Here is a 24562-nt window from a genome sequence, read left to right as displayed (position 1 = left end):
GTGCCGTGGCAGGCCGACCGGTGGGACGGTCCTGTAGTCACCGGTGGCCAGCGGCCGCACTGAGCGTCCACGGCTGCTCGACGCGGTGGTTCAGGCGGCGCCGTGAGGGGCGTGGTCAAAGAACCGTTGGGTGGTGGCGACGCGGATCTCGCGGACGTCAGGGTAGGAGCGGGGCAGGGGGTCGTTGGTGGCGGCGATGACCTGGCAGGCGTAGCCATCAGAAGACGTGTCGGAAGCGACATTGATGAGGGCGTCGATGAGCCGGTCTCCGGTGGCCCGGTCGACGGCTCCGAGGTCAGCGAGTGGTGAGTCGATGATAAGGAGCGGGGGTACACGGACGCCGGGGTCGGTGCGCCCCAGATCGCGCAAGGACAGTAGTGCGGCGACGTTGATGACGACCTTGGGGCTGCCCATGACGGAGCAGTCGGCGAAGATCTTGTCCGGGTCGTTGTGTTCCTTGACGCGGATGGTGAAGTCGGCGGGGTCGATGTAGGCGGTCTCGACGCTCGGGTTGATTTGCTGCAGCCGGACGAGGAACAGCTCGGTCCAGCGGCCGACGACCTCCTTGCGGCGTACCTCGTGGGCTGCGAGGGCAACGTCCCGGCCGTCCTGGGCCTTTTCCATTTCCGCCTTGGCGGCGTCGATGACGATCTGCTGTTTGGCGAGGTAGTCGGAGGAGTCCAGCCACTCCTTGAGCCGGGCGGCCTCTCGGCTCAGTCCGTGTGCCAGCTTCTCGGCTTGTTGAGCGGCGATCCGGGCCGGCTGCAGCTGGTCCTGGTCGTAGAGGTCGCGGTCCTTCAGCGCGGCCGCGGCAACGTCCTCGGCAGCGTCCGCAGCAGTGGTCGCCGCGGCCAGGGCTTCCTCCAGGTGCCGCAGCTTGAGCCGGAGACGTTCCATCTTCGCCCGGGCCGTCGCGATCTTGCGTTCGCGGTGCCCAGTGCCGTCCAGGCAGGCCTGTCCGCACTGCCGGCACAGGCCTGGCTCGCGTTCGGGTAGAAGCTGGCCGCAGCGGGTGCAGTCCTCGGCGGGCGGGTCGAGGAGTTCGCCCAGTGCGCCTTCGGCCCGGGCGTGCTCGGCTGTTGCGAGCTGGAGCTTCCCGTGGGCGGCGGTGGCCTGCTTGCCCGCCTTGCGGCGGTCGTCGTCGGCCGCTTTGTGCAGGGCGATGAGCCGACCGTGTTCTCCCACCGCGGCCTTCAGCGCAGCATCGGTCTTCTGCCAGGCCTCGGCCGCGTGGGCATGCTCGCGCTGCTTCTGCTCGAAGGCTGAACGCACCTGGTCCAGGTCGCTGATGCCGCCCTTCGCCAGCACCTTCTTGTACGCCGCCAGTTCCGCCTTGGCCCCCTTGAAGCGGGACTCGGCCTCGGCGGCGTTCTTCTCCAGCCCGGCGAGGCCGGTGTCCCACAGGCCGAGGATCGCCTCCAGGACGAGAATCCGCTCCTCGTCCTTACCTCCACCCAGGAAGGCAGACGCGATCGTGTTCTGACGCAGGGCCAGTACGGTGTTGTAGTAGGAGTCCAAGCTCAGACGGGTGGCTCCCCTGCTCGCCGCCGGCAGGCCCAGGAGGTCCTGGGCGAAGGCGCCAGCGGTCACCTCGCCGGCCTTCGTGCTCTTCACCGGGAGCGAATGCTCAACCTCGGCGTCATCATCGAGGTTCCTGAGCGACACTCTCCCGCGCGGGTTCGAGCCGCTGCGGGTGGCCTGCCACCGTGTGCCTGCGACACGGAAAGTCAGCCGCACCTGATGACAGGCAGCTACCGTCGGCATGATCTTCGCCGTAGTGAGGCCCAGCGCGTAGAGCAGCGCTTCCAGGGCGGTGGACTTTCCCGCCCCGGAGTGGCCCACCAGGAAGGTCACCAGACCTCTGAAGTACTGGACCTGCCAGCCCTCGTCACGCTGGAATTCAAGTTTCTCAATCACAATCGACGGGCCCACCAGGCCTCCTTCGCATCAGGTGCTAATCCACACCTGCAACGACCCTCGGCCGAACGAGTGACGGCTCACAGAGGGGAAGCCGCCCCATGGCGCCTCGCCGCTGAACGCACCGGGCCAATCCTCCCGACGGCCACACCGGGGCCATGGACCACGCGGCGTGAGCGCACGGTATGGGCCGGGTACGTCGCGCCGCCGTGGGGACCTGTCTCTGAGTGGCGTTCGCGCCTTGTGGCGGCCGCGCCCAGATCTACGATGCGCTCCACGGAGCCATTCTCCCCTCGGCATCGTCAGCGCCCTGGGCCAGATCGTGTTGGAGCATCTTCCCGCCGCCGGACAACCCCAAGAGGCGTAGCAGGGAACCAAGGCTCAAGCTTCGTGCGGCTCTTGCAGTCACGGGTGGAGGTTGCCGGTTCCGGCGCGGTTCAGAGCGTGGTTGAGGGCTTTGATGGTCGTGGGTGGTGTTGCGGTTTCAGTGATCATGGTGCGGCATAGTGCGGTGGTCTCCTGCAGGCGAGTGCAGGCGCGTGCGAAGTACTCCGCTGTTTCGGCAGGGTGGGGGCCGGGTTCGAAGCTGGTGCGGTTGATGGTCAGGGTGTCGCGGTGGCGGGTGAGGTCGGCGCGTGCGACGAGTCGGTCGCCGGCGAGGAGCGGGCATACGTAGTAGCCGTGAACACGGTGGTCGGCGGGTTTGTATGCCTCGAGTGTGTGGGTGAAGTTGAAGAGGCGTGTGGTGCGTGGCCGGTGCCAGATGAGGTTGTCGAAGGGGGCCAGGAACACGGCTTGGCCCGGGTCGTGTGGTTGGTCTGCAGCGGGCAGGGCGTGGGGGTGGGTCCATGCCGGGCTGTTCCAGCTTTCGACCCGGGTGGTCAGGAGAGGGGTGTCGGGCAGGAGGCGTCGTGCGGTGGCTGTGGTGACGCGAAGGTAGTCGGCGAGGTCGTCGCAGGTGGCCACTCCCAGAGCCCGGCCGGCATGGGTCAGCAGTGTCGTCAGGCAGGCGTCGTCCGTGAGGGCGTCGGTGAGGAACTCTGCTGGGACCGTGCGCTCGGGGAGGTTGAACTGGCGTTGCCAGCCGGTGCGGTGGGTGCAGGCGAGTTCCCCGGACCAGAGCAGAAATTCGACGGCGGTTTTGGTGGGTCCCCAGTTCCAGCCGGTCGGCTCGTGTTCCGTGCGGAGCTCGCGCAGGGTGAGGGGCCCCTGGGTGTTGATCTTGTCGAGGATGGTCTTGCGGAGTTCGGGGGTGGGGTATTCGTGACGTTTGCGGCTGGTGCGGCGGCGGAAGGCCCACAGCGGCCAGTGGTGGAGCGGGACGAGGGAGAGGGCGTGTGCGGGGTATTCGAAGGCGATCGGATCCGTGGTGTCCCAGAGTGCGGTGTCGATGTCCGCGGTGGTGGTCCCGGTCCGTGTGGCCAGGGTGAGTTGGTGGGCGCGGGCCAGGGTGTTGATGGTGTCGAGCTGTACGGCGTTCAGGCGTGCCAGGACGGCGGCGGTATCGGTGTGTGTGGTGGTGGGGCCGGCGGAGGCGACCGCGATTCGGCGGGCCTGTGCCAGGGACAGGGAGACTTCGGGCGTCTCAGGGCCGCTCATGAGGGGGAGGGGGCGTGGTCGGTGGCGGGGCCGGCGAGCGGTGGTTGAGGTTCGGCGTGTGCCGGGGGGTGGTCGTGGCGGGGTGAGGCGAGGGCGATGAGGACGCCGGCGGTGGCGCAGCAGGAGAGCAAGAGCAGGGCGGTGTTGAAGTTCTGGTGTGCGGTGAGGGTGCCGATGATGATCGCGATGATGCCGTTGGCGATGTCGGTGGAGGCTCCGACCCAGGTGTTGGCTTCGATGCGGATGTCGTCGGTGGCGGTGGCGTCCAGGAGGAGGAAGGCGTTGATGAAGAGCGGGGTGACGAAGAGGCCGCAGAGCAGGAGGAGGAGTGCGAGGAGCCAGAGGGGGTGGGCGAGGACGAGGAAGCAGGCCGGCAGGGCGAAGCCGAGGGTGAGGAGGCGGTATTTCTGCCAGAGGGGTTGGTGCCAGGGGGTGGTGGCGTAGAGGAGTCCGCCGATGACGCCGCCGGTGCTGGTGGCGGCGAGCAGGGGGCCGATCCATGCGGTGGCGTGGTGGGCTTGGGCGTAGGCGGGGAGGAGGACGCCGGTGCCGCCGAAGACGGTGCCCATGACGAACAGCGGCAGCATGATGGCGACGATGCGAGGCCGTGCGAGCGGGCCCAGCCAGGCCTTCCGGCGTCGTCGGCCCGGATCGTGCAGGGCGTCGGTGTTGGTGGTGGGTTGGCGGGTGAGGTTGTAGTGGTGTGCGGCGGTGAGGTAGGCCGTGACGACTAGGAGGTAGCAGGCGACGGTCGCCTCGTAGGCGCGGGTGGGGCCGAGGAGTGCGATGGCGGCTCCGGCGGTGAGGGGGGCGAGGACGAAGCCGGCTTCCTCCAGGATCGAGTCGGCGGAGTGGACCGCTTTGAGCTGGTCGGGGCCGGTGGTCAGGCGTCGCCAGGACGCGCGTAGCGCAGCGTTGAGCGGGGGAGTCGTGGAGCCGGCGGCGATGGTCAGGAGCAGGGTGGTCCACCAGGGCCAGCGGGCTGCGGCGCTGATCGCGACGAGGGTCAACAGGGTCATGGTGGTGGCGCCCATGAGGACCAGGGCGCGGCCGGTGCCCCAGCGGTCGAGGATTCTGGCGCGCAGGGGGGCGAGGAAGGCGAGGACGAGGGTGTAGCCGCCGTTGACGGCGCCGGCCCGGGCGTATCCGTAGGTGTGGGCCAGGGTGAGCAGGAGGGTGATGGGCAGTGCGGCCACGGTGACGCGGGTGAGGAAGGCGATGGTGAGCAGAGGCAGCACCGGCATGCGTGTCAGCAGCCGGCCCGTGCTGGCCGGTGGGGGAGTGGCGGCGGTCTGGGTCTGGGTCATGAGGCTTCACCGTGCTGGGTGTGGGTGGCGGTGGCGCGCAGTGTCTCGGGGTGCAGGAGCACGATGCGGGCGAGGGGGTCGCCGCGGTGGAGGGTGACGGGGGCGGTGGGCCGTACGGCGATGCTGATGCCGCCGGGGCCGTTCATCGCGTTGAGGGTGCGGGCGGCGATGATGCCGACGGGCACGTCGAGGTGCGGATTTGGGGTGGGCGGTGGCATGATCATGAGGAAGCGCTGGTCGGGGATGCGGGCGCTCCAGCCGAGCCGCCACTCGACGGTTCCGGCCCCGTTGGGCAGGAACATGGACTCCCAGCCCTGGGGGGTGCGGTAGTCGTGCAACCGCAGCCAGGTGGTGTCCGCGGTGGCGATCCAGGCCCGGCCGTGTTTCCACATCTGGGTGCGCTGGGCCCTGCGGGCCACATCGGGCACGTTCTCTTCGTCCGGGACGCCGAAGTCGGTGTCGTCCAGCGGTGTCAGGGTCGCGGTGATGGGTGAGCGGACGGTCCAGCCGAGTTCCTGTCCCAGGACCCAGGGCGGGCAGTCCGCGGGGAGGCGGGCGATGCGTTTGTGCCGGAAGCCGGCCTCGTAGGTGTCCCGCTCGGCCCGTGCTGCGGCCCGGTCGACCCGCAGTTTGTCAGGGGGAAGGGCCCACGGTTGCTGCGGGCAGAAGGTGATGGTGGCCATCGGCACGAAGGGCGCGCTTTCTGTCGGGGGGCATGGGCGTGTCCGCCCCCGCCGCACAGGGCGGGAGCGGACACGGTCACACAGGGGGTCAGGCGTCGGTGCTGGCGTGCTCCACCCGACGTGCCCGTTCCTCGGCGGAGAGGGTGTCGAGGTCGAACAGCACGACGCTGCAGGGCCCGTACCCGACGTGGACCTCCTCGTAGGTGAACGTTCCCTCGTCCCGGTCCAGCGGGGCGGAGGTCAGGTCGACCATGGTCAGGGTGTTCGGGCCGTACAGGGGGTGGTTGTCCCCGCTGTGCATCATGTTGGCCCGGGCGAAGTTGGTGATGTAGGCCGTGTCGTCGCCGGGGTCGATGACCAGGCCGCGCGGCCCCGGGCCGACCGGCACGTGCCGCACCACCTGCAGGGTTTCCACGTCGATGACGTAGACCCGGCTGATCGACTCCACCGTGACGAGTGCGTGGCGCCCGTCCGGGGTGAAGGCGACCGCGCGGCCGCCGATGAACCCGACATCGACCCAGTGGGTCTCGTCCGTCTCCGCGTCGATCACGGTGACGAAGCTGGCCTGGGTGTTGGCGACGAAGATCTTCCGGCCGCTGGGGTCGATGGCGAGGCTGTAGGGGTGCGCCTCGCGGTCGACGGGGATCCGGCTGATCTCCGTGATCGCGGCCGGGTTGTCCGAGCCCAGCGCGCTGATGTTGAGTTTGCTGACGTAGCCATCGCCCCACACGCACACCCAGGCGGTCTTTCCATCGGCGCTGATGCCCATGTGCCGCGGGTCGCGGCCGGTCGGGATCTGGTGGACCTCGGTGTTCAACTCAAGGTCGACGACCGAGATGGTGTTGGACCCGCTATTCGACACCAGCAGGTAGTGGTCGCCGGGCACCATCCCCTGTCCGCGGGGCCCGTGCCCGACCTCGATCCGCCGCACCTCGGTCAGGGCGACCGCGTCGATCTCCGAGATGGTGTTCTGGCTGGTGTTGCAGACGAAACCGCGCCCGTCCTTGGTGAACTTGACGCCGCCGCGCGGAGCGTTGCCCACCGGGATCTGCGCGACCATGCGGTGCTCGCCGGGGCCGGTCTTGGCGACGACGGAGACCACACCGTCATCGGTGTCGGTCGAGAAGAACTGAATGTTGCGCATGGTTTCTCCCTGTGATGGTGATGCGGATGGAATTCAGCCGTGGACGGCGTAGTTGAGGTTCCAAGAAAGCGAGATCCTCTCGCCGTCGCCGGTGTAGGGCGGGACGCCGTGACGGAGCCAACCGGGAAAGATGACGAGTTCTCCGGGCAGGCAGCTGATCCGCACGCGGTGACGGTCCCCGGCGAACGAAATACCCGAATCGAAATAGTCGACGTACGGGCGCGGGTCCAGCAGATCGAGCTCGCACGTTTTCGGGGCGCTCACGTAATAGATCGCGGCGAGAGCGGTGTTCGGATGGAAGTGGGCCTCATGGTCGTCGCCCGGCCGGTAGAGGCTGGCCCAGCTGCGGGAGACCGCGACCCCCACCCGCGTTTCCTGCTCCCCGCCCACCGCCGCGGCGCCGGCCTCCCGGTGCAGGGACTCCGTGTACGCGGCGGCCAGGGTCTTGCCGGTGAGGGCCTCCACGACCTGGTGGGCCGCGCGGGCAACCCAGCGGGTCAGACGGTCCACGGACGGATCCCTCCACGAGGTCAGCTCGCCCGACGTCTCCGCCTTGTAGCTGAACGTCTTGCCCGACCCGTCGGCCCGCTCCACCACCAATTCCGCGAGCAGAGCATTGATGTCCGCAGCGAAAGGGCACACTATTCTCGCCACCGGAGTGCTGAACATCTGCGAAATAGTCGCAGTGCCCGCCTGGGAATTTGCCGTTCTGCCGGTATCAGTCACGGACATGACTGTCCCCTCGAATCAGTAACTGCCCTGCTGCAAAAGCCTATTGCGGGAAACGCTCATCAGTGTGCAGGCACGATTTCAGGGCCGCAAGCTATTCGATCCTGCTCGAATTCGGCACACCCTGCGGCAATACGCAAGAGGCAACGCCATTTCGCTCCTGCCCCATCCGTCCTGCCCCGCACCGACCATCCCGCCAGCCCCACATACCGCACGTCCTCACAGTCCCGGGACAACCGTGCACGGCGCCAGAAGTGCCTGGTTCCCGCGGCGTCAGACGTCCTGGCCCCGCTGACCGAGAAGGCTCTCGCCCAGCGGGGCCAGCCGGTGATGCACGCTCCCCCCGCTGCGCTGCGTGGTGATCAGGCCGGCCTGCCGCAGCACACCGGTGTGGTGAGACGCCGTCGCAGGAGCGACCCTGGTCGCCCGCGAAATCTCCCCCGTCGTGCTGCCCGGCCGCTGGGCGACGGCACGCAGCACTATGGCCCGGGTCGCCCCCAGCAGCGCATCGAGTGCACGGGCATGCGCCGTACTGCCGAGGGAGCCGGGCTCCTGCCCGGGTCCGGAACTCTCACGCATCGTTCTTCCTGCCGTCGCTACCGCTGGCCAACTCCCGCGAAAGGCACAAACGGTCCGGCGCGCCGGGCACCTGGCCCGCGGGCGTCAGACCGGCCAGGGTATGGACGAAGGCAGCCCGGCGAGACAGGCACCGCCGGGGCCCGTAACGACGTCCAGGTACTCGTACTGATGTGCACCGTCCTCGTTCGACACGACTCCCAGCCCGCGAGGACCCCGGCCGACACGGATCCGCTCCCGCTCCCACCCGGAGACCAAATCCAACTCGGAGACACGGCTGCCCGTGCTGCCGTTCGCCGCAAAGCCCCGCCGGCCCAAGACCGGGAGCGCACCGTGCGGGCCGTTCCCGGCACGGACGGACGCCCAAGGCCAGCAGGCGCAAGGTCCGTACTTGAGGACGAGGCACACCTGGCCGGCGGCCGTGTCAGTGGAACAGAGCAGAACCGGCACAACGCCCCCAGCCTCGGGCGCAGCTCGGGCCTTGTGCGGTACGCCACCGGACGCGAAGTGCCGGTGCCCTGGCACCCGTACAAGGCATACTGCCCGCCATGACCCTCCCCGCGAGGAATATCCCTGAAGCGTCTCTTTTGCAGCCTTAAATGACTGAACTGGCCATCTAGACCGGAACCACACGATCCGGTATACGCTGCCGACCCGCGCAGACCACCAGCAGCCGAATTCAGGAGGACAGAATGCCCAGCGACACCCAGGACGAACAGGCCCCGAAACACGGATCACTCCATCACGTGGAAATCTGGGTCCCCAACCTGGACCGCGCCATCGCCGACTGGGCCTGGCTCCTCGAAACCCTCGGATACACCCTCCACCAGACCTGGGCCAACGGGCGCAGCTGGCGACTGGACACCACCTACCTCGTCTTCGAGCAATCACCCGCTCTCACCCAGTACCACCACGACCGCCTCGCCCCCGGCCTCAACCACCTCGCCGTCCACATCGACACCCCCGACACCGTCGATCTACTCACCGCCAAAGCCCAGGAAAACGGCTGGACACTGCTCTTCCCCGACGCTCACCCCCACGCCGGCGGCCCCCAGCAGTACGCCGCCTACCTGGAGAACACCGACCACTTCGAAATCGAACTCGTCGCCTCACCCCAGCCGGCCGGCTGACAGCGTCACTCTCTCGACCGCGAGAACCTCCGACAACCCCGCTGGAGAGCGGGCAGTGCACCGGCCGTCCGGAAGGTATTGACCGCGCCAGTCCCCGTACAGAACGGCACCACCACCGACAGCAGCACTCCGGTCACCACGCTCACCGGCCTGACGGGAATCGACAAGATCGCGACGCCGACCAGCGGCGACTTCAGCCTCGCCAACTGACCCGCCCTCTGACCTGGTCCGGTGCCCGCGCAGCCCCGTGACCAGGTCAGGCGGCCACTCCCGAGCTCACATATCCACCGGATCGCACACCCCAATGGTTCTCCGGATGGTGCAGTTACTGAGGTTGAAGGCGTGATGTCGGGCCTGATGCTCCCGCCACGGGGGAGAGTCGGTAGGTTGCCTGTCATGGCTGACCTTGGACCCGTTGTCTGGCCGCCTGTCCCGTTTGCGGACTGAGCGGCTCGTGCTCCGCGAGCCCGAGGCACGGGACCGTGTGGCGTACATCGACCTGTTCTCCTCGTCAGAGGTGCGGACGTACCTCGGTGGCCCCCGACCACGTGCTGAGCTTGAGAGTGCAGTGCCTGAAGTGCCCGGGCGGTGCCCTGGCGTGTTCGTGGTCGATCACGAAGGGGCGATGATCGGCATCGTCACGCTCGACCGGCGGGACGCGGAGCGTCCGGGGCACGTCCGTCCTGATGCCGGGGAGGCCGAGCTCAGCTACATGTTCCTGCCCAAGGCGTGGGGCCACCAGCCCCCGCGAAGAGATCGACGATCATGACGATCGAGATGGCTCCGAGGTCTGTCAGGTAGGACAGGGGTCCACCGAGGGGAACAGTTTAACGCTTAGTCAGTTTCTGCAGTACAGAGGGCGTTTCACCGTTTGAGGCGGGTGTGCGCGGGGCGGTCCGGTTGGGGTCGGCTCGCGCGTTCTGCGTAGGCTCTTGCACGGACCTACCGGGTACGACGACGGGGAGCCCTCGTGTGCACCGATGCTTTGGCCGGCTGGTGCACGAGGAGGACTCCCCGGTGATCGTGGTCGTGGTGGTCCGTGTCCAGTCCGAACACAGAATTCACGAGGCGTGAAATGACTACCCCGACCAATGACGACGGTACAACGTCGTCACACAATCAAGTTCAACCAGCTCCTCAGGTCCAGGTGGCAAGCGGATCCGGGCCGCTCCTGACCTCGCACGCGGCCCTCATCCTCCTGACGGCTGTGATGGTAGGAGGAGCGGTAGCCGTGCTGACGTACCTCAGCGCGAGCAACGGCGCGGCTGCGGCGCTTGCCGGTCTGATGGGGGCAGGTGCCAGCACCCCGGTGCTGCACACTCTCATCGGCAGCTGACCGCCTCACTTCACGGCCCCCGAGATTCGATCCTTCCGAGTCTCGGGGCCGTGACGAGGTGGTAAGAGCGGCCCCCTTCAGCCCGTGGCTGAAGGGGGCGGTGACTTACTTCGCGTCCGTGGGGACGGGCTCGTACTGCACAGGCTGCTGCCCGCACGTCTCGGCGAGCACCGTCAACGCCGCAACCTCGGGCTGGTCCACAGTCAGCCCCCACCGGAGTTTCGTCGAGACCCAGTCGGCGGCGTAGGTACAGCGCGCGTCTGCCAGGGGTGGCAGCCATGTCGCCGGATCCTGGTCGGACTTGCTTCGATTCGTTTTCGCCGTCACCGCAACCAGGCTCCGCTCGGCTCCGAGGTCGTTCGCGTATGCCTCACGCCGTGCCGCGCTCCACTGCGAGGCGCCGGAGTCCCACGCTTCAGCGAGAGGGACCATGTGGTCGATGTCGAGGCCGCCCGGTGCGGTGAGCGTGATGCCGTCATAGTACGAGTACCACTCACCAGCAACGATCTTACATCCCGGCTCAAGGGTGACGGGGACGCGCGACTCCGCTTCGAGCACCTCTGCCCTCGTGTTGCATGAGTCCTTGTCGGCATCCACCCAGTGCTTGAAGGCCGTGCGCTTGTAGCCGTCGCGGGACTCGGCGGCGAGCGGGAGCCGCTGGATCCCGTCGGACAGAGTGAGCACGTCCGCCTGGGCGTGGGCGGGCGCCGCGGCGAACAAGGGCAGGAGAGTAAGTGCGGCGGCAGCAAAGCCTCGCGCAGTCTTGTTGATCATGTTGCTGTTGGTACCGGCAGCGAACACCTGGCGCGTGCAGAACCGCAGCCCCGTCACCCTGCCGGGTGAGAAGTCGTACCCGGCCCGACGCCCCCGCCCGGCGGATCGACCCGAAGATCACCGAGGCGATGGCGGGACAGAGCTGTGCGATGCGAGCTCAGCCGGAAGGTGTTTCCCAAGACCGGCCTCGTCGTCTTGGATGATGCGCCGGCTCCGATCGAGCAGGCCCACGCCCAGGAGGCTGCCCGGCGTAACCGCATTCAGCAGGTCCGTGCCCGCAGCGAGCGGTTCGAGGGCGACTGGGACGCCCCGAACAGCCAGGCCGTCCGGCGGCTCAGCCGCAGGGCATTTCCGGAGACGGAGGCTGCTGTCGACGAGGCGCCCGCCCCGATCAACGCTGCCCGTCTCCAGCGCCGCCGTGAAGCCGCAGCCACCGAGGCCGCCGCCCTCCGGCGGGCCCGCGCGGAACGGGCCGCCCGGCAGGCCGGAACCGCCGCCCTGGTCCCCAACGCGCCCCTCCCGCTGCGCACCACCGCTTGACCAGCCCCCAGCAGTTGCGTGCGTTCGCGGTCATCACGTTCGCGGAGCAGACGGGCATCGCGCTGACCGAGGAGGAGCTGGCGGGGCATCTGCGGCACCACTCGGGCAGATACCGGCCGGAACTCGGGACCGCTCGCGCTTATACACCGAAGGAAAGGAAGAAGGAATTCCGCATACTCGGTGGAGGGTCTGCATCGATAGAAAGCGATCCTGAAGCCTGGCGAAGGGTGGCGAATAGCAACATGGGTTCATGTCGCTGGACTGGTTCGGTAAGACTGTCTGATGACAAGCCTCACGCCCTCCCTGGGACGTCGATACACAATCGTGCCCAGGGAAGGTGTGAACGGGGCCGGTTGCTGCGGGCCCTTTAGGTGAAGGTTCGCGATAGGCGAACCGAACGGCACGCCCAAGGCCCCGGCTCACCCGACCAGTAAGGAGAACGACGCACAGGACCCGGTGTCCTTCAGCGCGTCTGACCTGCATGCTCTCCCTTCTTCACGAGGCCGGCGCTCAGTTCCTCGGCGCGGCGCTCTTCGCCGGGGCCGGTGCGGCGCTCGCGGCCTGGCGCCGCCGCCGCACGTCGCGTCATCAGAACATTGACCAGAGCGGCGAATAAGCCGCACCCTCATTTACCCCCGGAGTAATTGACATGAGTAATTCAATGGATGATCCAGTTTTTGTCAACCGTCAGACGACAAAAAGCGTCAGCCAACGGACGACAAAGCGCGTCCGGCCTGAAGCCGAAAGCAACAGGCGCTACGCGTGGCAGCACTTGGCCACACCTCAGAAACCGACAGGATGGATGGGCGAGATGGCCAACGTCACGGGCCTTCTGCCTTCCACCGGGGAACTCAGCGAGATCGCGGAAAAGCTCGACAGAATCGCGAGGCTGATCGAGCTCGACGCCACAGAGGAACTGAGCGAGACCGACCTCTTAGCCGGGGTTCTCGTTCTCCGTTGCCTGCGCGACAAGCTCCAGGAGGACGAGAGGCGGGTCATCTCCGCAGCCAGGAGAAGGAAGATCACCTGGAGCCGCCTGGCCGTAGCCATGGAGCTCGGCAGCCGCCAGGCCGCCGAACGCCGCTACCTCCAACTGCGCACCGACCTGGACGAACTCGCGGGACGGCGGCTGACCCAGCAGAACCGTATCGAATTCGCCCGCGACCAGCGGGGGCGGCGAGCGGAACGCGCCTGGGCGACGAACCACGCCACCGAGATCCGCGCCCTCGCGCTGCGGCTTCTGCAACTTCCCGACCTTCAGGGACGGGCCGACCGATCCCTCAGCGTCCAGAAGTCCCACGTCTTCGAGGTCAGGAGCGCTGAGCATGCCGGCCAGCCTCTGCCTGACGGGCCCGTCCCCGCGGTATGGCCAGTCCGCCTTCGCGAAGCGTTCGAGGCCGATGCCGCCCTACAGGCTGCATCGAAGGAAAACGATGTCCCGCTTCCGGCGGCCCGGCTGAAGGCAACCGTTGTCGCGGACGCCATTCACCAACTTTCCGGGCTCCTGGCGACCGCTGCCAACCCTGCCAACATCGAACTCCGCGACCAGGAAGATCTGGGCCACGCCATTGCGGAGCTCTACACCAAGGAGGGTGCCCCCGCCCTCCCGTAGTGGTCTCCGGGCACAGGCCTGCCAGACCGCCACCGTCACTGAGACCGGACGGGGGAGCGTGGAAGCCGGATCGGCCCAGCCACTGCCTTCACGACCGAAGCGGTGATTACCCGTCGGCAGGAGCGGCTCCAGACGTCGCCGCAAACAGAGCACCGAGCTCACCCGCAGCACCCTGCTCCACGCCCGGATGACGCTACCGCGCAACCGGTGAACCGGTGAACACCGATGGGGGCGGTCCCGCACCGGGGCCGCTGTCCGGTCCCAGATAAGTCGAGGCACGGCGACCGTCCGACCTGCGGTGCCTCGACTTGAGTGAGACGCCGTTGAGCGGAACGTCTCACTCGACCCGAGGCAGTTCGGCCAGTCTGGCTGCTCGCCCGGCTCCGCGACCTGCACTGTCTCAGTTGAGTCGAGGCATCCAGGGCAGCTGCCTCGACTCAACTGAGACTGCCCGGACTTACGCGGGACAGGACAGCCGCCCCCATCAGCATGTTCCGCCGCGCGTCTCCCGAAATCGAGTCCGTACGGTATTCGTACGGTCAAAGTACGTGAATCTTACGGTTCATGAGGTAGAGTGTGAGTCAGGAGGTGTTCCATGTCCGAGATGTTCGATGCGGTCGACGCGCTGGTCGCGTCCCGCTCTGCTCTGCCGTCGGCGGAGGAGCGCAAGCGGCTGCGGGTCGCCCATGGCCTGACGCTGGACGATGTCGCCGGTGCTCTCCATGTGCGGCGGGCGACAGTGTCCGCCTGGGAGTCGACGAAGAAGCCGACCGAGCCGCGCGGCCCGGAGCGTGAGGCGTACGCGCGACTGCTCAAGCAGCTCGCGGAGCTCTACCCGGCCCCGGTGCCCGCCACGTTCACCGGCACCCCGGCCCCGGCGGAAACGCCGACTCTGTCCACAGGCCCGGCCCCCGAGACTGCGGTCATGACTGCAACCGAGAACACCCAGACCCCTGCCCCTGCTCCCGTCGCCGCTGCTCCGGCCGCCGTGCCCCGCCCGGCGAGCACCACCAGGCCGACGTCGTCGACGTCGCGTCGTCCGGGTGCGAAGAAGGCGGCCCCGGCCGGAACCCCGGCGGGCGACACCGACCCGCGCTTCGAGAACGGTCCGCTGGCGGTCGTCGACGTCGAGGACGGGCAGGTGCTGGCGTACTGCACCGGCGGCCTGGTCCTGGACGTGCCCGCCAAGTCCCTGCCGTCCCTGGTCGACTGGACGCTCCGGGAGGCGAAGCTCGGTCAGCCGAAGCTGTCGGGCCCGGGAAGGCCGGCCGACCCGCTGATCGTGCTCACCGAGGCCGCGTGCGAGCGCTACGGCCTGCCCGTCGCGCTGACGGCGGAGGAGAAGGACGCCGGGCGGATCCCGGAGGGCCACAAGGTCGTCAAGCAGCTGGTGCGCGCGGAGTGGAAGCTGACCAAGCGCGGGTTCGGGCCGTGGGCGCGGATCTACCGCCCGGCCAAGGGCTCGGACCGCCAGTGCGTGCAGCTGTGCATCCCGTCGTGGAACGCGCTGGACGCCCGGTTCTGGGGCGACGCCGCGCAGCTTCCGCCGGCGGAGCTCGCCCGCGTCCTGGGCGTGTACGCGTCCCGGGTGATGACGCCGCGCGGCTCCACCGCCGTCACCGGCCTGGAGCTGATGACCGCGCTGCACCCGCCGACCCACGCCGTGCGGGACGAGGAGACCGGCGTCCTGCGGCAGGCCGAGACCAAGACGCCCGGGTCACTGGGCAAGGACCCGGTGGACTGCGCGCCGTGCGAGGCCCCGGACGGGCACCCGCTCCTGGCGGACCTGCCGCGCTTCACCGTCCGGGGACCGGACCAGAAGCTGTTCGAGGAGGCGTACGACTGGGCGCGGCCGATGACCGATGCCGAGTGCACCCTGCGCTACCTGGTCGGCCTGGACGTGAACATGGCCTTCGCCGCCGGCGCGAACGGGCTGAACGTCGGCCTCGGCGAGCCGACGCACGTCAAGGGCCTCGCGTTCGACCCGAAGCTGCCCGGCTCGTGGCTGGTCGACCTGTCCCACGTCGACCTGTCGAAGGTGAAGGTTGGCAAGGAGTGGGTGGAGCTGGACGGCTCGCTGCTCCCCTCTCCGTTCACGCCGAAGGGCGATCGCCCCACGGGCCCGGCCTGGTACGCGACGCCCACCGTCGCCTACGCCCAGGAGCTCGGCTACGACGTCGCGCCGATCGAGGCGTGGGTCCGGTACGAGAACGGCCGCTACCTGGACGGCTGGTACGCGCGGCTGCGTGACGCCTACCTCGCCACGATGGCCGACCTCGGCGTCGACGCCGACCTCGCCCCGGCCGACTTCCTCACAGCGATGGACCGCTACAAGGAGCGCGACCCGGAGCTGGGAATCGTCGTCTCGGCGATCAAGGCGACGGTCAAGGGCGGCCTGGGCAAGCTGCGCGAGCGGCCCCGGGGCGAGGGCTGGCGGCCGGGCGAGCGGTGGCGTGCCCTGGAGCGCCCGACGTGGCGACCCGACATCCGGGCGGCGGTCATCTCCCGCACCCGGATCAACCTCCACCGGAAGATCGTCAAGCACGCGGCGTTCACCGGGCAGTACCCGATCGCGATCCTGTCCGACTGCGTCGTCTACGCGTCCAGCGGGCCCTCGCCGCTGGACTTCCTGCCCTACCGGGAGGGCAAGCCGCTGCCCGGTGGCTTCAAGCTCGGCATCAACCCCGGCCTGGTCAAGCACGAGGGCACCCAGGACGTCCTGTGGGGCGAGGAAGTCCGTGAGCGGTTCAACGCCCCGGAGCTCAACCTCGCCCGGTCCATCAAGGACGGCACCGTCACCGACGCCGACAACGGCGAATAGGGGAGCAGACAGCCGATGAGCATGTTCGGGGACGGCCTGGACAAGGCGGTGCAGAAGGCGTTCACCCGCCCGGCACCCAAGTCCGCGGGCCCGCAGATGCGGTACATGGTCAAGCAGCTCGGCGGCACGAAGGCCGCCGCCGACCTGCTCGGCATGTCCCAGCGGCAGGTGGAGCGATACGTGGCGGGCAAGGCCAAGAAGCCACGCGCCGACCTCGCCGCGCGCCTGGAGCGCGAGGTGACCAAGCGGTGGCAGCCGCAGATCCGGTCTAAGGCCCGGCAGAAGGCGGCGACGACCGGCGGCATCGTCATCGACGCCCGCGCCCGCATGGGCTACACCGCGCCGATCGGGTCCACCGACCAGGACCGCATCCGGCACCTGACCGTCGCCCTGCCGCCTGTCTACGCCGCCCGCCTCTTCGACGCCCAAGCAGCCGGCGCCAGTGACGACCGCCTGCGGGAGATCGCGGCCGAAGCCCTCAAGGACGTGTACTTCCAGGACGGCGGCCGCCGCGCCAGCAGCCTGGACGAAGTCCGCATGCTCGATGTCGAACACCTCGAGTTCGACCTGTAGCAGCCGCACCGCGAACGCCCGATGGCTACCCGAGTCCCTGTTCATAGCCGAGGATGCGGCCGTCGCGGGGCGCATGTCGATCGCGGGGCATACGCGCTCGGAAACAGCTTTGGGCCCGGCCGAAACGGCCGGGCCCAAGACCGTGAACCAGGAGCCAACCATGGTTCACGGATCGCCCCTGGTCAACGTGCTGGTGAAGCCATGTCCTGCAGGGTCTGGCCTGATGGTCGCAGCGCCCCGCCCGCCTAGGCAACCGCAAGTGGTCAATGGATGGGCAATCAACCGGATGACGGCGGCCCTTGTACATGCGCAGGTGCATTGCGTTAAGAAAAGTGGCCTGGTCAGAGGTGACGGTCCCTGTGGTCCTACGTTTCGGCAACACCGGCCGATCACCCCACCAGCCACTGACAGGACAGGAAACCTGGATTTCGTCCGTGAGATCGCCGTGACGAAAATCTGCTGATCGGTCGTGACGGCGGGTCACCCTCTGGCAGCATTTCCGTCACCGCGTCAGGCGAGCCAACCGCCCCGCGGCACAGGTGAAGCCATGCCCGCGCCCTCATCGGCGCCTCACCGCCCGGCCGCAGCCGGGCCTGCAGGAAGGAACCATTCCCCCATGTGCGCAACCTCCCGCTTTGTCCGTGGGCGCCTGTTCGGACCAGCCGCGGTAGTCATCACGGTGACCATCATCGTCACGGCTGTCCTTGTGCTGATGGGGATGCCGTCGCCCGACGCCCTCGCCCTCACTTTCGGGTCCGGGCTCGTCGGCGCCGCCGTCGCCCGCACAGCCACCACGGGATCGCACAACGGCATGCTGCGCCGTGTCGCGGGCGTCCTGTCGGCCCCAGCCCTCGCGTAGCGGTGGAGACGGCCAAGCAGCGCAAGGCCCGCCGTCTCTCCCCGGTGCCAGCGCCCTCCAGCGCCTTGGGCGCCCTGGCGCTGGCTCTGCGCGAGACACGGGCAGCCAAAGGGCTCACCCAGGCGCAGACTGCAACAGCGATCGGCGTATCGACCTCCACCGTCCAGCGGGCGGAGTCCGGGAGGAGCGCCCCCGAGTGGCACATCGTCAGCGCATATGCCACTCAGCTGGACCTGAATCAGGACCGGGCGAAGTCTCTGTGGTCCAGTATCACCGCGCCTGACAAGCGACGGACGCTGACTCCCGCACCGGCCGTGCGTCTGCTGAAAAACGAGGACGACTTCGTGGACGCACTGAAACGGGCGTGGGAGGAGGCCGGGAAGCCGTCCATGCACCAAATGAAGGCACGGGCCGAGAGAGCTCGCGAGGCAAGCGCCCAGTACGTCTACCTGTCCAGCAGCGCGGCCAACCGCATCAAGAACCGTCGCCAACTACCCAGCAGTCCCGAGCAGCTGCGCTCCTATCTGATTGCTTGCCTTGTCCCAGAGAGCCGGTTCCCGGTGTGGCTTGAGGCGTACGGACGAGTCAAGGCCAAAACCCGAGAGGAGGCGTTGGCCAAGAAGAAGACGGACAAGGAGGACCAGAAGCGATGGCTCGGCTGGGAGGGCCGCCGGCAGGCCCTTCACGTACTGGACTTCTACGGCCTGGACCCGGTGGAACCTTTTGCGCACTCCTCCACCGCGCCGTGGGCAGTCAGATGCCGGGGATGCCAGCGTCTGTCCCGGCTCCGCCTCATTGACATCGTCTCCAGGCGCCGGGGCTGTCAGTCCTGCCCGCTCGGGCACCCGGCCCATCCGCCGGCCTTTCCCGGAGGAATGGAGGCATGCAACATCTGTGAGTAGAGCTGGCCTCCGAGCCCCGAACTGCCTGCGGCCCCGGACCGGTTGGTCCGGGGCCGCAGGCAGTCACAGCTCGCTTCGCGTACGACGCGGCAGCCCGGCCACTGTCCACATGTGAACTTTGGTCCCTGGAGGTATGAGCGATCACAAGCAGCAGCAGCCGGCCCCGGGCCGCGGCAAGGTCCTGGAGGCCCTCGCGCGGGCGGAGCGCGCTGTCTTCACCCGGCCCGCGCCGAAGTCCGCAAAGGCTCAGGTGAAATTCCTTCTCACGCGGGCGAAGGGGTCGACCAAGGCCGTGGCGGAGCGCTTGGGCGTCTCGCGCCGGACGGTGGAGCGCTACCGCGCCGGGAAGCTGACGACCCCGCAGAAGCGCCTCCAGGCGGCCCTGGTGGAGGAGACCGAATCGGACTGGCAACCCCAGGTCAGAGCGCAGGTGCGCGCGGCGGCGTCCTCATCCAGGGGGATGATGGTGGAGGTGACGGCGTACTTCGGATTCACCTGCACGGGCAGCTCGGACGACGGCCGCGAGCGCCAGATCACCACGGACATCTCACCCACCTACGTGAAGCAGATCCTGGAGCTCCAGGAAGCCGGTGCGACAGAGGAGGATCTGCATCCCATCGTCGCGGAGGCCATCACCGAGTCCTATTTCACGGAATGGGGCACACGGGCCGACGGACTGCGCGCAGATTTCACGGCGGTGTCCTCGATTTCTTTCCGCTTCTGAACCGCCCGCATTAAGAGCCTGCTATAAAACGTATCGGCGGGCCGCCGCAGAAGCGCTCTGGCGGCGGCCCGCTCCGATTTCTCACCATGAATGCGAGGCCGAAGATGACCAGGATGTGGCCGCCCGGCGGCGGTACCGACCGCTCGCTCGCCCCGCGCCTCGCTTCGCCCCGCGAGCCGGTCGACGCGGCCCGCATCGGCCGCCGCGTCGTACGGCGCCGGGCGAAGGGCATGGACGCCGACGCCGTCGCGGCCGCCCTTGAGGAGGCGCGGTTCGACGCGCGGCAGGCGTCCCGGCACGAGGACCTGGCTGACGACGTCCGCGGCCCGGCCGAGCTGGCGGAGTGGGAGCGCATCGAGCAGCTGCTCGCCGCCGCGCCGGCGGGCACCGTCTACGACCCGGACACCGACTCCGTAGTCCGGGCGGAGCTCGAAGCCGACGCCGCGGCCGCCGCCGCCCGGGAGGCCGACCTGCGCGAAGCACAGCGGGTCGCGGCCCGCGCCGACGAGCTCCAGGCGCTGCGCGAGCTCGGCACGCTGGAGCAGACCGAGCCCCGGGCCGGGGACGAAGCCGTACGTGACGAGCTGACCCGGCGAGCCGGCGGCTACGTCCAGGACGACGTCGACGGCTGGCTCGCCCGCGCCCTGGCCGCGCACCGCGGGCACTACCGCGACCCGGCCGCCCGCGAGGGCGCCGCCGGCCTTCTCCCCGCGCCGGTCCTCGCCCACGCCGCGCTGCTCGCCGCCTTGGTCCGCCTGGTCCCCGGCGCCGACGTGGACCGGCTGCCGTTCGCAGCCCGGCTCGCCACTTCCGAGCCGGAAGCCACCGGCGCGCTCGCCGCGCTCCTCACTCGCGCGCACCCCGCCCGCTGATCACCGAGCGTGCACATCGGACTGTCACGCTGGGGTGTCACGCCCTCCTGATCCGGCTGTCACGGCGGGGTGTCACGCTGACCTTCGGGCCCGCAATCACGGGGCCGACCCCTAGTTTTCGGCTTCACCCGACAGCGTGACACCCTCGCCGGACGCGGATACGGAACGTGACCAGCGGGACCGGCCCCGGGCGGGTCGAGATCATCAGCGACGTCGAGTCCTCGCTCGGCATGTGAGCCGCTCCCGGCCCGCTCCCGGCCGGGTCCGCCCGAGTGGTCCCCGAGGCCCGCGCCCGGCCGATACCGTGGTGGCACACGCCCGTTCGCGCCCTGGAGGCCCTCGATGAGCGAACAGCCGGCCCCCGCCACTACCGCCGCCCGGCAGCAGCTGGAGCCCGAAGCCGCCGACGGGCTGCGCGCGTACGCGGCGAAGACCCGCGAGAGCGCCGACCAGCTCGCCGCCATCCTGGAGGACATCGCCACCAACGGACTCCCGGCGGTGGAGGACTGCACGCCGTGGGAGGAGCTGCGCGAGGCCCACCTCGCCCGGCTCGCCGCCCAGCGCCCGGCCGTCGCCTGATGCCCGCACCGCACAGCCCCCGCCGCGCCCGCATCGCGTTCTCCGATTCCGCCGCCAAGCAGCTGGACGCCATCACCAGCGAGTCCGAGCTGCACGCCCTGGACCGCGCCCTGGTCGTCGTCTCCGTCGACCCCGAGGCGGGCGAGCTGCTCCCCGGCGACAGCACCGGGCCGCGGCTGCGCCAGTACGTCGACGACGTCGAACGGGTCCGCCTCGTGTACTGGGTGACCGCGCTCAAGACCGTGGTCGTGATCGCCTTCATCGAGGTCTGACCCCGCGACGTCCGGGACCAGGCCGACCGCGTACTGCCCGCCCGCGTCGAAGTGGCCGGCGCCGACCGCGAGGACGATCCGCGGCGGACCGGCGTGTCCGTCGTCTGGTGAGGGATCGGGTCCGCCGGTTGGTGAGGGATCGCTCGCGTAAGAGGAAGACCTAGGACTGACTGACCTGATGACGAGCGCGCTGTCCCTCACCCGCCGTAGGCGAGATACCGGTGGTAGAGGCCGCGCGAGACCTCGCTGACGCGGATGTCCGGTTGGCGGTTCTGGTGGGTGCGCAGTAATCGCACGGTGCGCCATGGCGCGCTCAGCCCGGGGCGCAGATGATCCTTCCCGGGGCTGTGCGGCTCGCTGTGGCGCTCTGAGCCGTTCCGGGCTCCCGAGCGACGATCACGGGCCTCTCGTGCCCGCACAGCGGCGTAAAGCGCTTCATGCGACCACGGGTCCTCCGCAGTGCGTCGGCCGACGTCCCGCAGCTCGTCTCCGGCGCTGGCGTTCTCGCTCCCCGGCCGCGAGCTCCGCTCTCAGGGGGGAAGAGTTCTACCCGCACATAGGTACTACAAGTACCTAACTACATTGGGGTGCAAGACGGCGCCCGACTCCGGCCCGCTCGCACGGCCCCCGGCGGTCTCCCGGCGAAGGTCTCCGGCACCAGCCGGCGCCTTGCACCCTCCGGTCTGCTGCCCGCTGTGCTGCACGTGCTGCTGCTCCTGGTGGTGAAGGGTGCAAGGGCAGCAGAAGGGTGCAAGACCGGGTGCTGCACCGGTCCGTCCCGCGCTCGGTGCAGCATCGCCCGACCCCGGCGGCACACGGGTGCTGCTCGTGCAGCAAGGCCGGCCTCACCGTGCAGCGGCCGCGCGCCTCTCCCGGCCCTGCTCCAGCTGCTGCACGCGGTCGCGGCGTGCGGCGCCCAGACGTGAGCACGCCTGCGCCGCGTACTCGAAGTACACGTCGACGTCCGCGCTGTCCTCGTGGCGGGCGACGGCGTACGCGGCCTTCAGCGCCTCGAAGGCCGCCAGCACGGGCAGGGTGACGTCCTCGTGCGCCCCGGTCGCAATGTCGAGGTAGTGGGCGAAGCCGAAGTTGTAGCTGCGGTCGCGCTCCGCCTCGGTCACGCGCCGGTGGGCCTCGCGGGCCGCCTCGAACCAGCGCAGGCCCTCGTCCAGGCCCAGGGCGTCCACGACGATCGCGAGGAACGGGGTCACCCGCTCCGCGGTCGCGGGCCAGCTGTCGGGGTCCGGGCCGAAGCGGTTGCTCAGCTCCCGGGTGAAGTGGTGGCCGAAGTCGTACGTCATCCTCCACTCCTACCGCGACGGCCGGCCCCCGGGCGAGCGGCACACGGAGCTCCACCCCGGGAACGCCCGTACGCACCATGCACCTGCGGCTTTCCCCTCCAGGGGAACGATGTACGCGGCTGCTGGCCTGGCGTTGCTGGCCGCGGAGTTTGTTCTGGAGAACCAGAACAAGACGGTTCCTCTGGTGATACCGTCACCCGCCGTTGCGCGCCGTTGACCTGGGCTTTCCCCGGAGGGGAACGATGTATCGCCCCGGCCGTACGTGTCCCGCACGCGAGAAGCGGCGCCGCACCGGTGGGTGCAACGCCGCTTCGGTGAGGGGAGAGGCTCAGGTTCGCCGGCGGGCGGCGAGGTCGATGGGCGGTTCCAGCCGCTTCTGCCGTTCGGCGGCCTTGGCCTGCTTCTCTTCCTCGTACGCCTCGATCTGCTGCTCGTAGCGCTCTTGGAAGTCGGGGTGGTCGAAGCGGTCGTCGTCGTCCATCGCCCCGATGGCCTGGAGCTGCTCGGCTGGGGTTCGGAACCCGGCGATCAGCGGGCTGAGGCGGTAGGCGCCGTTTCCTTCCTTCCACACCATCCGGGCGAAGGCGAGGTGCTGAAGGCCGCGAGTGATCTTCGTGCGGGTGATGCCGAGCTCGGTGGCGAGGGTGCCGTGGGTGACCAAGAGGCGGCCGCCGGGCTCTTGGCGGCCCAGGAGGTGGATCAGCACCGGGTACGCGGACGGCGGCATGCCGCGAGGGGCGAACACCAGGGCGTTGTTGGCCGTCCAGACGTACTCCGGCCCGACCTGCTCCACAGCGATCGTCATGACGTCCCATCCTTCTCGGCGCGGGCCTGGGCGCGCGCCTTGTCCTCCCGGAGCGGCTTCTCCTCCGGCTTCGGGAGCTGCCGCAGTTCCTTGAACACATCGGGCAGATCCGGGTTGTGCTCGATGGCGTCCAGCAGCGAGAGCTGATCGACCTTCAGTGTCCCCTGTGCCCGCATACCCGCCTTCGGCTCCACCGGCACCCGGCCGCCTCGCAGCGAGAGCCGCGGGTGGAGCTGGTAGAGGCCGGCCTTCACCTTGGCGGTCACCCCGAGGGCGCCGGTGTCCTTGAGCGACCGGGAGATCTGGCTCTGCTTGACCTTCAGCAGGGTGGCCAGCTTGCTCTGGGTCGCCTCCACGGTTCCGCCGGGCTTCTGGATCCCCATCATCCGGATGATCAGCCGCAGGGTGACGATGTCGTCGCGGTAGTAGTCCGAGAGCCAGCACAGGAACGCCTGGCTGTCCATGACGAAGTCGTCGCCCAGGAAGCCGTCGCTGGTTACCGGCGGCTCGACACTGGCCCGGTAGCCGTCCGGCAGGTTGACCACGTTTGTGCGCCGCAGCGCCCCGGGCGCCCGGAACGCGCTGGGCGGCGGAGGCGGCGGAGCTCCGGGCGAGGCCGGCCTCCGGCGCGGCTGCTGCTGAGGCTGTGCGCTCATCGCGGTGGTCCGCTCCTCAAGATCAGTAGGGCCAGGCAACGGCAGCATACGCGATTGTCTCCCTGGCGCACTTTCATGTCTCCCGGCTGCACTTTCGGCGTGTCGTTATCACCCGGGGGTGATTTCTCCCCCCTCCCAACCCGCGAGCGACCCCGGCGACCGCCTGCGCCCTCGAATGTCCCCCCAGTGCACAATCCGCCCAACAGCCCCACGGCCCCCCTCTGGCGTATTGTCTCCCTGGTGCACAAACCGACGTGGTTTTATAACCCCCGGGCGATAACTGGGCCCCCGATTTATCACCCCCGGGTGATACTCCCAGCGACCTCAAAACGCGCTGACCTGGGGCGATGCTGAATCTCGTTCTCCTTCTAGAGCGTGTGCGCGCGTGATACCGGATCGTCCGGCCGTGATCAAGCACCGACACGCAGCCGTCTGCGGCGCGCTCTCTCGCAGTGCGCGGCCGACTGCGAGCCGGGCACCGGCGTGGCTGGTGCGGCTTCGCGTGCGGCGCCATACCCCGGTGCGGGTCGTGGATGGCAGCAGCGGCTCTGAGTCTCGGGTGGTCCGGCCGTGACGTTCAAAAGCCGGGAAGCGTGGCTGGTGTCGGTGGACGGTTCCGCCGCCCGGCCCGAGGGGCCGTTCGGCTCGGGTACCTCCGCACGCCGGAATTCGAGCTTCCCGATATCTGAGGTACCGTTCGGTGGCTTGGGTCCGCAGCTTCCCAATTCGTTATTCCCCGGGTGCGTGGTGGCACTGAATTCCGGGGCTGATGTCACGTCAGAAAGCACGCCTGGCTCGGGTGGTTGGGGGGTGTCCCGTGGTTCCGCCAACGGTACATGCTGCATCAACCT

The 24562-nt window shown here is 69.0% G+C and carries 24 protein-coding genes and 1 pseudogene; 14 read left to right on the top strand and 11 right to left on the bottom strand.

Annotation, left to right across the window (positions count from 1 at the left end):
* Nucleotides 1–90 precede the first annotated feature (90 nt).
* From ACIP89_RS35030 to ACIP89_RS35000, 7 genes are all read right to left on the bottom strand, one after another.
* Nucleotides 91–1932 carry a hypothetical protein gene (locus ACIP89_RS35030; protein WP_402118417.1) on the bottom strand — a complete coding sequence of 614 codons (1842 nt, stop codon included), beginning with the start codon at nt 1930–1932 and terminating at the stop codon, nt 91–93.
* A 390-nt stretch (nt 1933–2322) separates the two neighbouring features.
* Nucleotides 2323–3516 (bottom strand): DNA glycosylase AlkZ-like family protein, encoded by a 1194-nt coding sequence (locus ACIP89_RS35025; RefSeq protein ID WP_402118415.1) that lies wholly within the window; start codon nt 3514–3516, stop codon nt 2323–2325.
* Nucleotides 3513–4823: an MFS transporter gene (locus ACIP89_RS35020; protein ID WP_402118414.1), complete on the bottom strand. Its 1311-nt coding sequence runs from the start codon at nt 4821–4823 to the stop codon at nt 3513–3515. The genes ACIP89_RS35025 and ACIP89_RS35020 overlap by 4 nt, the downstream gene beginning before the upstream one ends.
* A complete protein-coding gene (locus ACIP89_RS35015) occupies nt 4820–5506 on the bottom strand; it encodes a hypothetical protein (RefSeq protein ID WP_402118412.1) in 687 nt (228 codons plus the stop codon). Before ACIP89_RS35015 ends, ACIP89_RS35020 begins: the two co-directional genes overlap by 4 nt.
* Before the next feature lie 88 nt (nt 5507–5594).
* Nucleotides 5595–6650 carry a YncE family protein gene (locus ACIP89_RS35010; RefSeq protein ID WP_402118410.1) on the bottom strand — a complete coding sequence of 352 codons (1056 nt, stop codon included), beginning with the start codon at nt 6648–6650 and terminating at the stop codon, nt 5595–5597.
* Nucleotides 6651–6683: 33 nt separating this feature from the next.
* Nucleotides 6684–7376, bottom strand: coding sequence for a TIGR02466 family protein (locus tag ACIP89_RS35005; RefSeq protein WP_402118408.1), 693 nt, complete (start codon nt 7374–7376; stop codon nt 6684–6686).
* A gap of 276 nt (nt 7377–7652) precedes the next feature.
* The gene (locus ACIP89_RS35000) at nt 7653–7958 is read right to left on the bottom strand and encodes a helix-turn-helix transcriptional regulator (RefSeq protein ID WP_311308059.1); all 306 of its coding nucleotides are present in this window, start codon (nt 7956–7958) and stop codon (nt 7653–7655) included.
* Between the two features lie 689 nt (nt 7959–8647).
* On the opposite strand from ACIP89_RS35000, the gene ACIP89_RS34995 reads away from it, so the two are divergent.
* The 3 genes and pseudogenes from ACIP89_RS34995 to ACIP89_RS34985 all read left to right on the top strand — a co-directional run.
* Nucleotides 8648–9085, top strand: coding sequence for a VOC family protein (locus tag ACIP89_RS34995; protein WP_402118407.1), 438 nt, complete (start codon nt 8648–8650; stop codon nt 9083–9085).
* Nucleotides 9086–9163: 78 nt separating this feature from the next.
* The gene (locus ACIP89_RS34990) at nt 9164–9295 is read left to right on the top strand and encodes a hypothetical protein (RefSeq protein WP_402118405.1); all 132 of its coding nucleotides are present in this window, start codon (nt 9164–9166) and stop codon (nt 9293–9295) included.
* 186 nt (nt 9296–9481) lie between these two features.
* Nucleotides 9482–9824: pseudogene (locus ACIP89_RS34985) on the top strand (GNAT family N-acetyltransferase); the annotation flags it as partial.
* Nucleotides 9825–10526: 702 nt separating this feature from the next.
* Here the strand turns inward: ACIP89_RS34985 and ACIP89_RS34980 are convergent.
* A complete protein-coding gene (locus tag ACIP89_RS34980) occupies nt 10527–11195 on the bottom strand; it encodes an HNH endonuclease family protein (protein WP_402118403.1) in 669 nt (222 codons plus the stop codon).
* A gap of 195 nt (nt 11196–11390) precedes the next feature.
* On the opposite strand from ACIP89_RS34980, the gene ACIP89_RS34975 reads away from it, so the two are divergent.
* The 11 genes from ACIP89_RS34975 to ACIP89_RS34925 all read left to right on the top strand — a co-directional run bounded on the left by ACIP89_RS34975 (nt 11391) and on the right by ACIP89_RS34925 (nt 20949).
* Nucleotides 11391–11735 carry a hypothetical protein gene (locus tag ACIP89_RS34975; RefSeq protein WP_402118401.1) on the top strand — a complete coding sequence of 115 codons (345 nt, stop codon included), beginning with the start codon at nt 11391–11393 and terminating at the stop codon, nt 11733–11735.
* 481 nt (nt 11736–12216) lie between these two features.
* Entirely contained in the window at nt 12217–12351 is a 135-nt protein-coding gene (locus ACIP89_RS34970; protein WP_402118399.1) for a hypothetical protein, read from the top strand.
* Nucleotides 12352–12546: 195 nt separating this feature from the next.
* On the top strand, nt 12547–13347 hold the full coding sequence (locus ACIP89_RS34965; protein ID WP_402118397.1) for a hypothetical protein: 801 nt from the start codon (nt 12547–12549) through the stop codon (nt 13345–13347).
* 595 nt (nt 13348–13942) lie between these two features.
* Complete coding sequence (gene tap, locus ACIP89_RS34960; RefSeq protein WP_402118395.1) at nt 13943–16168, top strand: telomere-associated protein Tap; 2226 nt, start codon at nt 13943–13945, stop codon at nt 16166–16168.
* Nucleotides 16169–16183: 15 nt separating this feature from the next.
* Nucleotides 16184–16741: a telomere-protecting terminal protein Tpg gene (gene tpg / locus ACIP89_RS34955; protein ID WP_402118393.1), complete on the top strand. Its 558-nt coding sequence runs from the start codon at nt 16184–16186 to the stop codon at nt 16739–16741.
* Nucleotides 16742–17420: 679 nt separating this feature from the next.
* A complete protein-coding gene (locus ACIP89_RS34950; RefSeq protein WP_402118391.1) occupies nt 17421–17600 on the top strand; it encodes a hypothetical protein in 180 nt (59 codons plus the stop codon).
* A 2-nt stretch (nt 17601–17602) separates the two neighbouring features.
* The gene (locus ACIP89_RS34945; protein WP_402118389.1) at nt 17603–18502 is read left to right on the top strand and encodes a helix-turn-helix domain-containing protein; all 900 of its coding nucleotides are present in this window, start codon (nt 17603–17605) and stop codon (nt 18500–18502) included.
* A 133-nt stretch (nt 18503–18635) separates the two neighbouring features.
* Nucleotides 18636–19226: a telomere-protecting terminal protein Tpg gene (gene tpg, locus ACIP89_RS34940; protein WP_402118387.1), complete on the top strand. Its 591-nt coding sequence runs from the start codon at nt 18636–18638 to the stop codon at nt 19224–19226.
* Between the two features lie 86 nt (nt 19227–19312).
* Nucleotides 19313–20098 carry a hypothetical protein gene (locus tag ACIP89_RS34935; protein ID WP_402118385.1) on the top strand — a complete coding sequence of 262 codons (786 nt, stop codon included), beginning with the start codon at nt 19313–19315 and terminating at the stop codon, nt 20096–20098.
* Nucleotides 20099–20440: 342 nt separating this feature from the next.
* Nucleotides 20441–20677, top strand: coding sequence for a hypothetical protein (locus tag ACIP89_RS34930; RefSeq protein ID WP_402118383.1), 237 nt, complete (start codon nt 20441–20443; stop codon nt 20675–20677).
* The gene (locus ACIP89_RS34925) at nt 20677–20949 is read left to right on the top strand and encodes a hypothetical protein (protein ID WP_402118381.1); all 273 of its coding nucleotides are present in this window, start codon (nt 20677–20679) and stop codon (nt 20947–20949) included. The genes ACIP89_RS34930 and ACIP89_RS34925 overlap by 1 nt, the downstream gene beginning before the upstream one ends.
* An 845-nt stretch (nt 20950–21794) precedes the next feature.
* Here ACIP89_RS34925 and ACIP89_RS34920 read toward each other — a convergent pair.
* The 3 genes from ACIP89_RS34920 to ACIP89_RS34910 form a co-directional block, all read right to left on the bottom strand.
* Nucleotides 21795–22250: a hypothetical protein gene (locus ACIP89_RS34920; protein WP_402118379.1), complete on the bottom strand. Its 456-nt coding sequence runs from the start codon at nt 22248–22250 to the stop codon at nt 21795–21797.
* Between the two features lie 328 nt (nt 22251–22578).
* On the bottom strand, nt 22579–23055 hold the full coding sequence (locus ACIP89_RS34915) for a hypothetical protein (RefSeq protein ID WP_402118377.1): 477 nt from the start codon (nt 23053–23055) through the stop codon (nt 22579–22581).
* Nucleotides 23052–23711 carry a hypothetical protein gene (locus ACIP89_RS34910; RefSeq protein ID WP_402118375.1) on the bottom strand — a complete coding sequence of 220 codons (660 nt, stop codon included), beginning with the start codon at nt 23709–23711 and terminating at the stop codon, nt 23052–23054. Before ACIP89_RS34910 ends, ACIP89_RS34915 begins: the two co-directional genes overlap by 4 nt.
* Nucleotides 23712–24562 lie beyond the last annotated feature (851 nt).

The sequence above is a fragment of the Streptomyces sp. NPDC088730 genome (assembly GCF_044751215.1).
Classification (GTDB): Bacteria; Actinomycetota; Actinomycetes; order Streptomycetales; family Streptomycetaceae; genus Streptomyces.
This window is presented reverse-complemented; position numbering and strand designations above follow the sequence as displayed.

Bases quoted from the DNA above. Each gene is read 5' to 3' on its own strand.
- ACIP89_RS34915 (WP_402118377.1), bottom strand. From the start codon at position 23,055: ATGACGATCGCTGTGGAGCAGGTCGGGCCGGAGTACGTCTGGACGGCC.
- tpg (WP_402118393.1), top strand. From the start codon at position 16,184: ATGAGCATGTTCGGGGACGGCCTGGACAAGGCGGTGCAGAAGGCGTTC.
- tap (WP_402118395.1), top strand. From the start codon at position 13,943: ATGTCCGAGATGTTCGATGCGGTCGACGCGCTGGTCGCGTCCCGCTCT.
- ACIP89_RS35020 (WP_402118414.1), bottom strand. From the start codon at position 4,823: ATGACCCAGACCCAGACCGCCGCCACTCCCCCACCGGCCAGCACGGGC.
- ACIP89_RS34930 (WP_402118383.1), top strand. From the start codon at position 20,441: ATGAGCGAACAGCCGGCCCCCGCCACTACCGCCGCCCGGCAGCAGCTG.
- tpg (WP_402118387.1), top strand. From the start codon at position 18,636: ATGAGCGATCACAAGCAGCAGCAGCCGGCCCCGGGCCGCGGCAAGGTC.
- ACIP89_RS34925 (WP_402118381.1), top strand. From the start codon at position 20,677: ATGCCCGCACCGCACAGCCCCCGCCGCGCCCGCATCGCGTTCTCCGAT.
- ACIP89_RS35025 (WP_402118415.1), bottom strand. From the start codon at position 3,516: ATGAGCGGCCCTGAGACGCCCGAAGTCTCCCTGTCCCTGGCACAGGCC.
- ACIP89_RS34995 (WP_402118407.1), top strand. From the start codon at position 8,648: ATGCCCAGCGACACCCAGGACGAACAGGCCCCGAAACACGGATCACTC.
- ACIP89_RS34920 (WP_402118379.1), bottom strand. From the start codon at position 22,250: ATGACGTACGACTTCGGCCACCACTTCACCCGGGAGCTGAGCAACCGC.
- ACIP89_RS35015 (WP_402118412.1), bottom strand. From the start codon at position 5,506: ATGGCCACCATCACCTTCTGCCCGCAGCAACCGTGGGCCCTTCCCCCT.
- ACIP89_RS34965 (WP_402118397.1), top strand. From the start codon at position 12,547: ATGGCCAACGTCACGGGCCTTCTGCCTTCCACCGGGGAACTCAGCGAG.
- ACIP89_RS34910 (WP_402118375.1), bottom strand. From the start codon at position 23,711: ATGAGCGCACAGCCTCAGCAGCAGCCGCGCCGGAGGCCGGCCTCGCCC.
- ACIP89_RS35010 (WP_402118410.1), bottom strand. From the start codon at position 6,650: ATGCGCAACATTCAGTTCTTCTCGACCGACACCGATGACGGTGTGGTC.
- ACIP89_RS35000 (WP_311308059.1), bottom strand. From the start codon at position 7,958: ATGCGTGAGAGTTCCGGACCCGGGCAGGAGCCCGGCTCCCTCGGCAGT.
- ACIP89_RS34980 (WP_402118403.1), bottom strand. From the start codon at position 11,195: ATGATCAACAAGACTGCGCGAGGCTTTGCTGCCGCCGCACTTACTCTC.
- ACIP89_RS34935 (WP_402118385.1), top strand. From the start codon at position 19,313: ATGAATGCGAGGCCGAAGATGACCAGGATGTGGCCGCCCGGCGGCGGT.
- ACIP89_RS34970 (WP_402118399.1), top strand. From the start codon at position 12,217: ATGCTCTCCCTTCTTCACGAGGCCGGCGCTCAGTTCCTCGGCGCGGCG.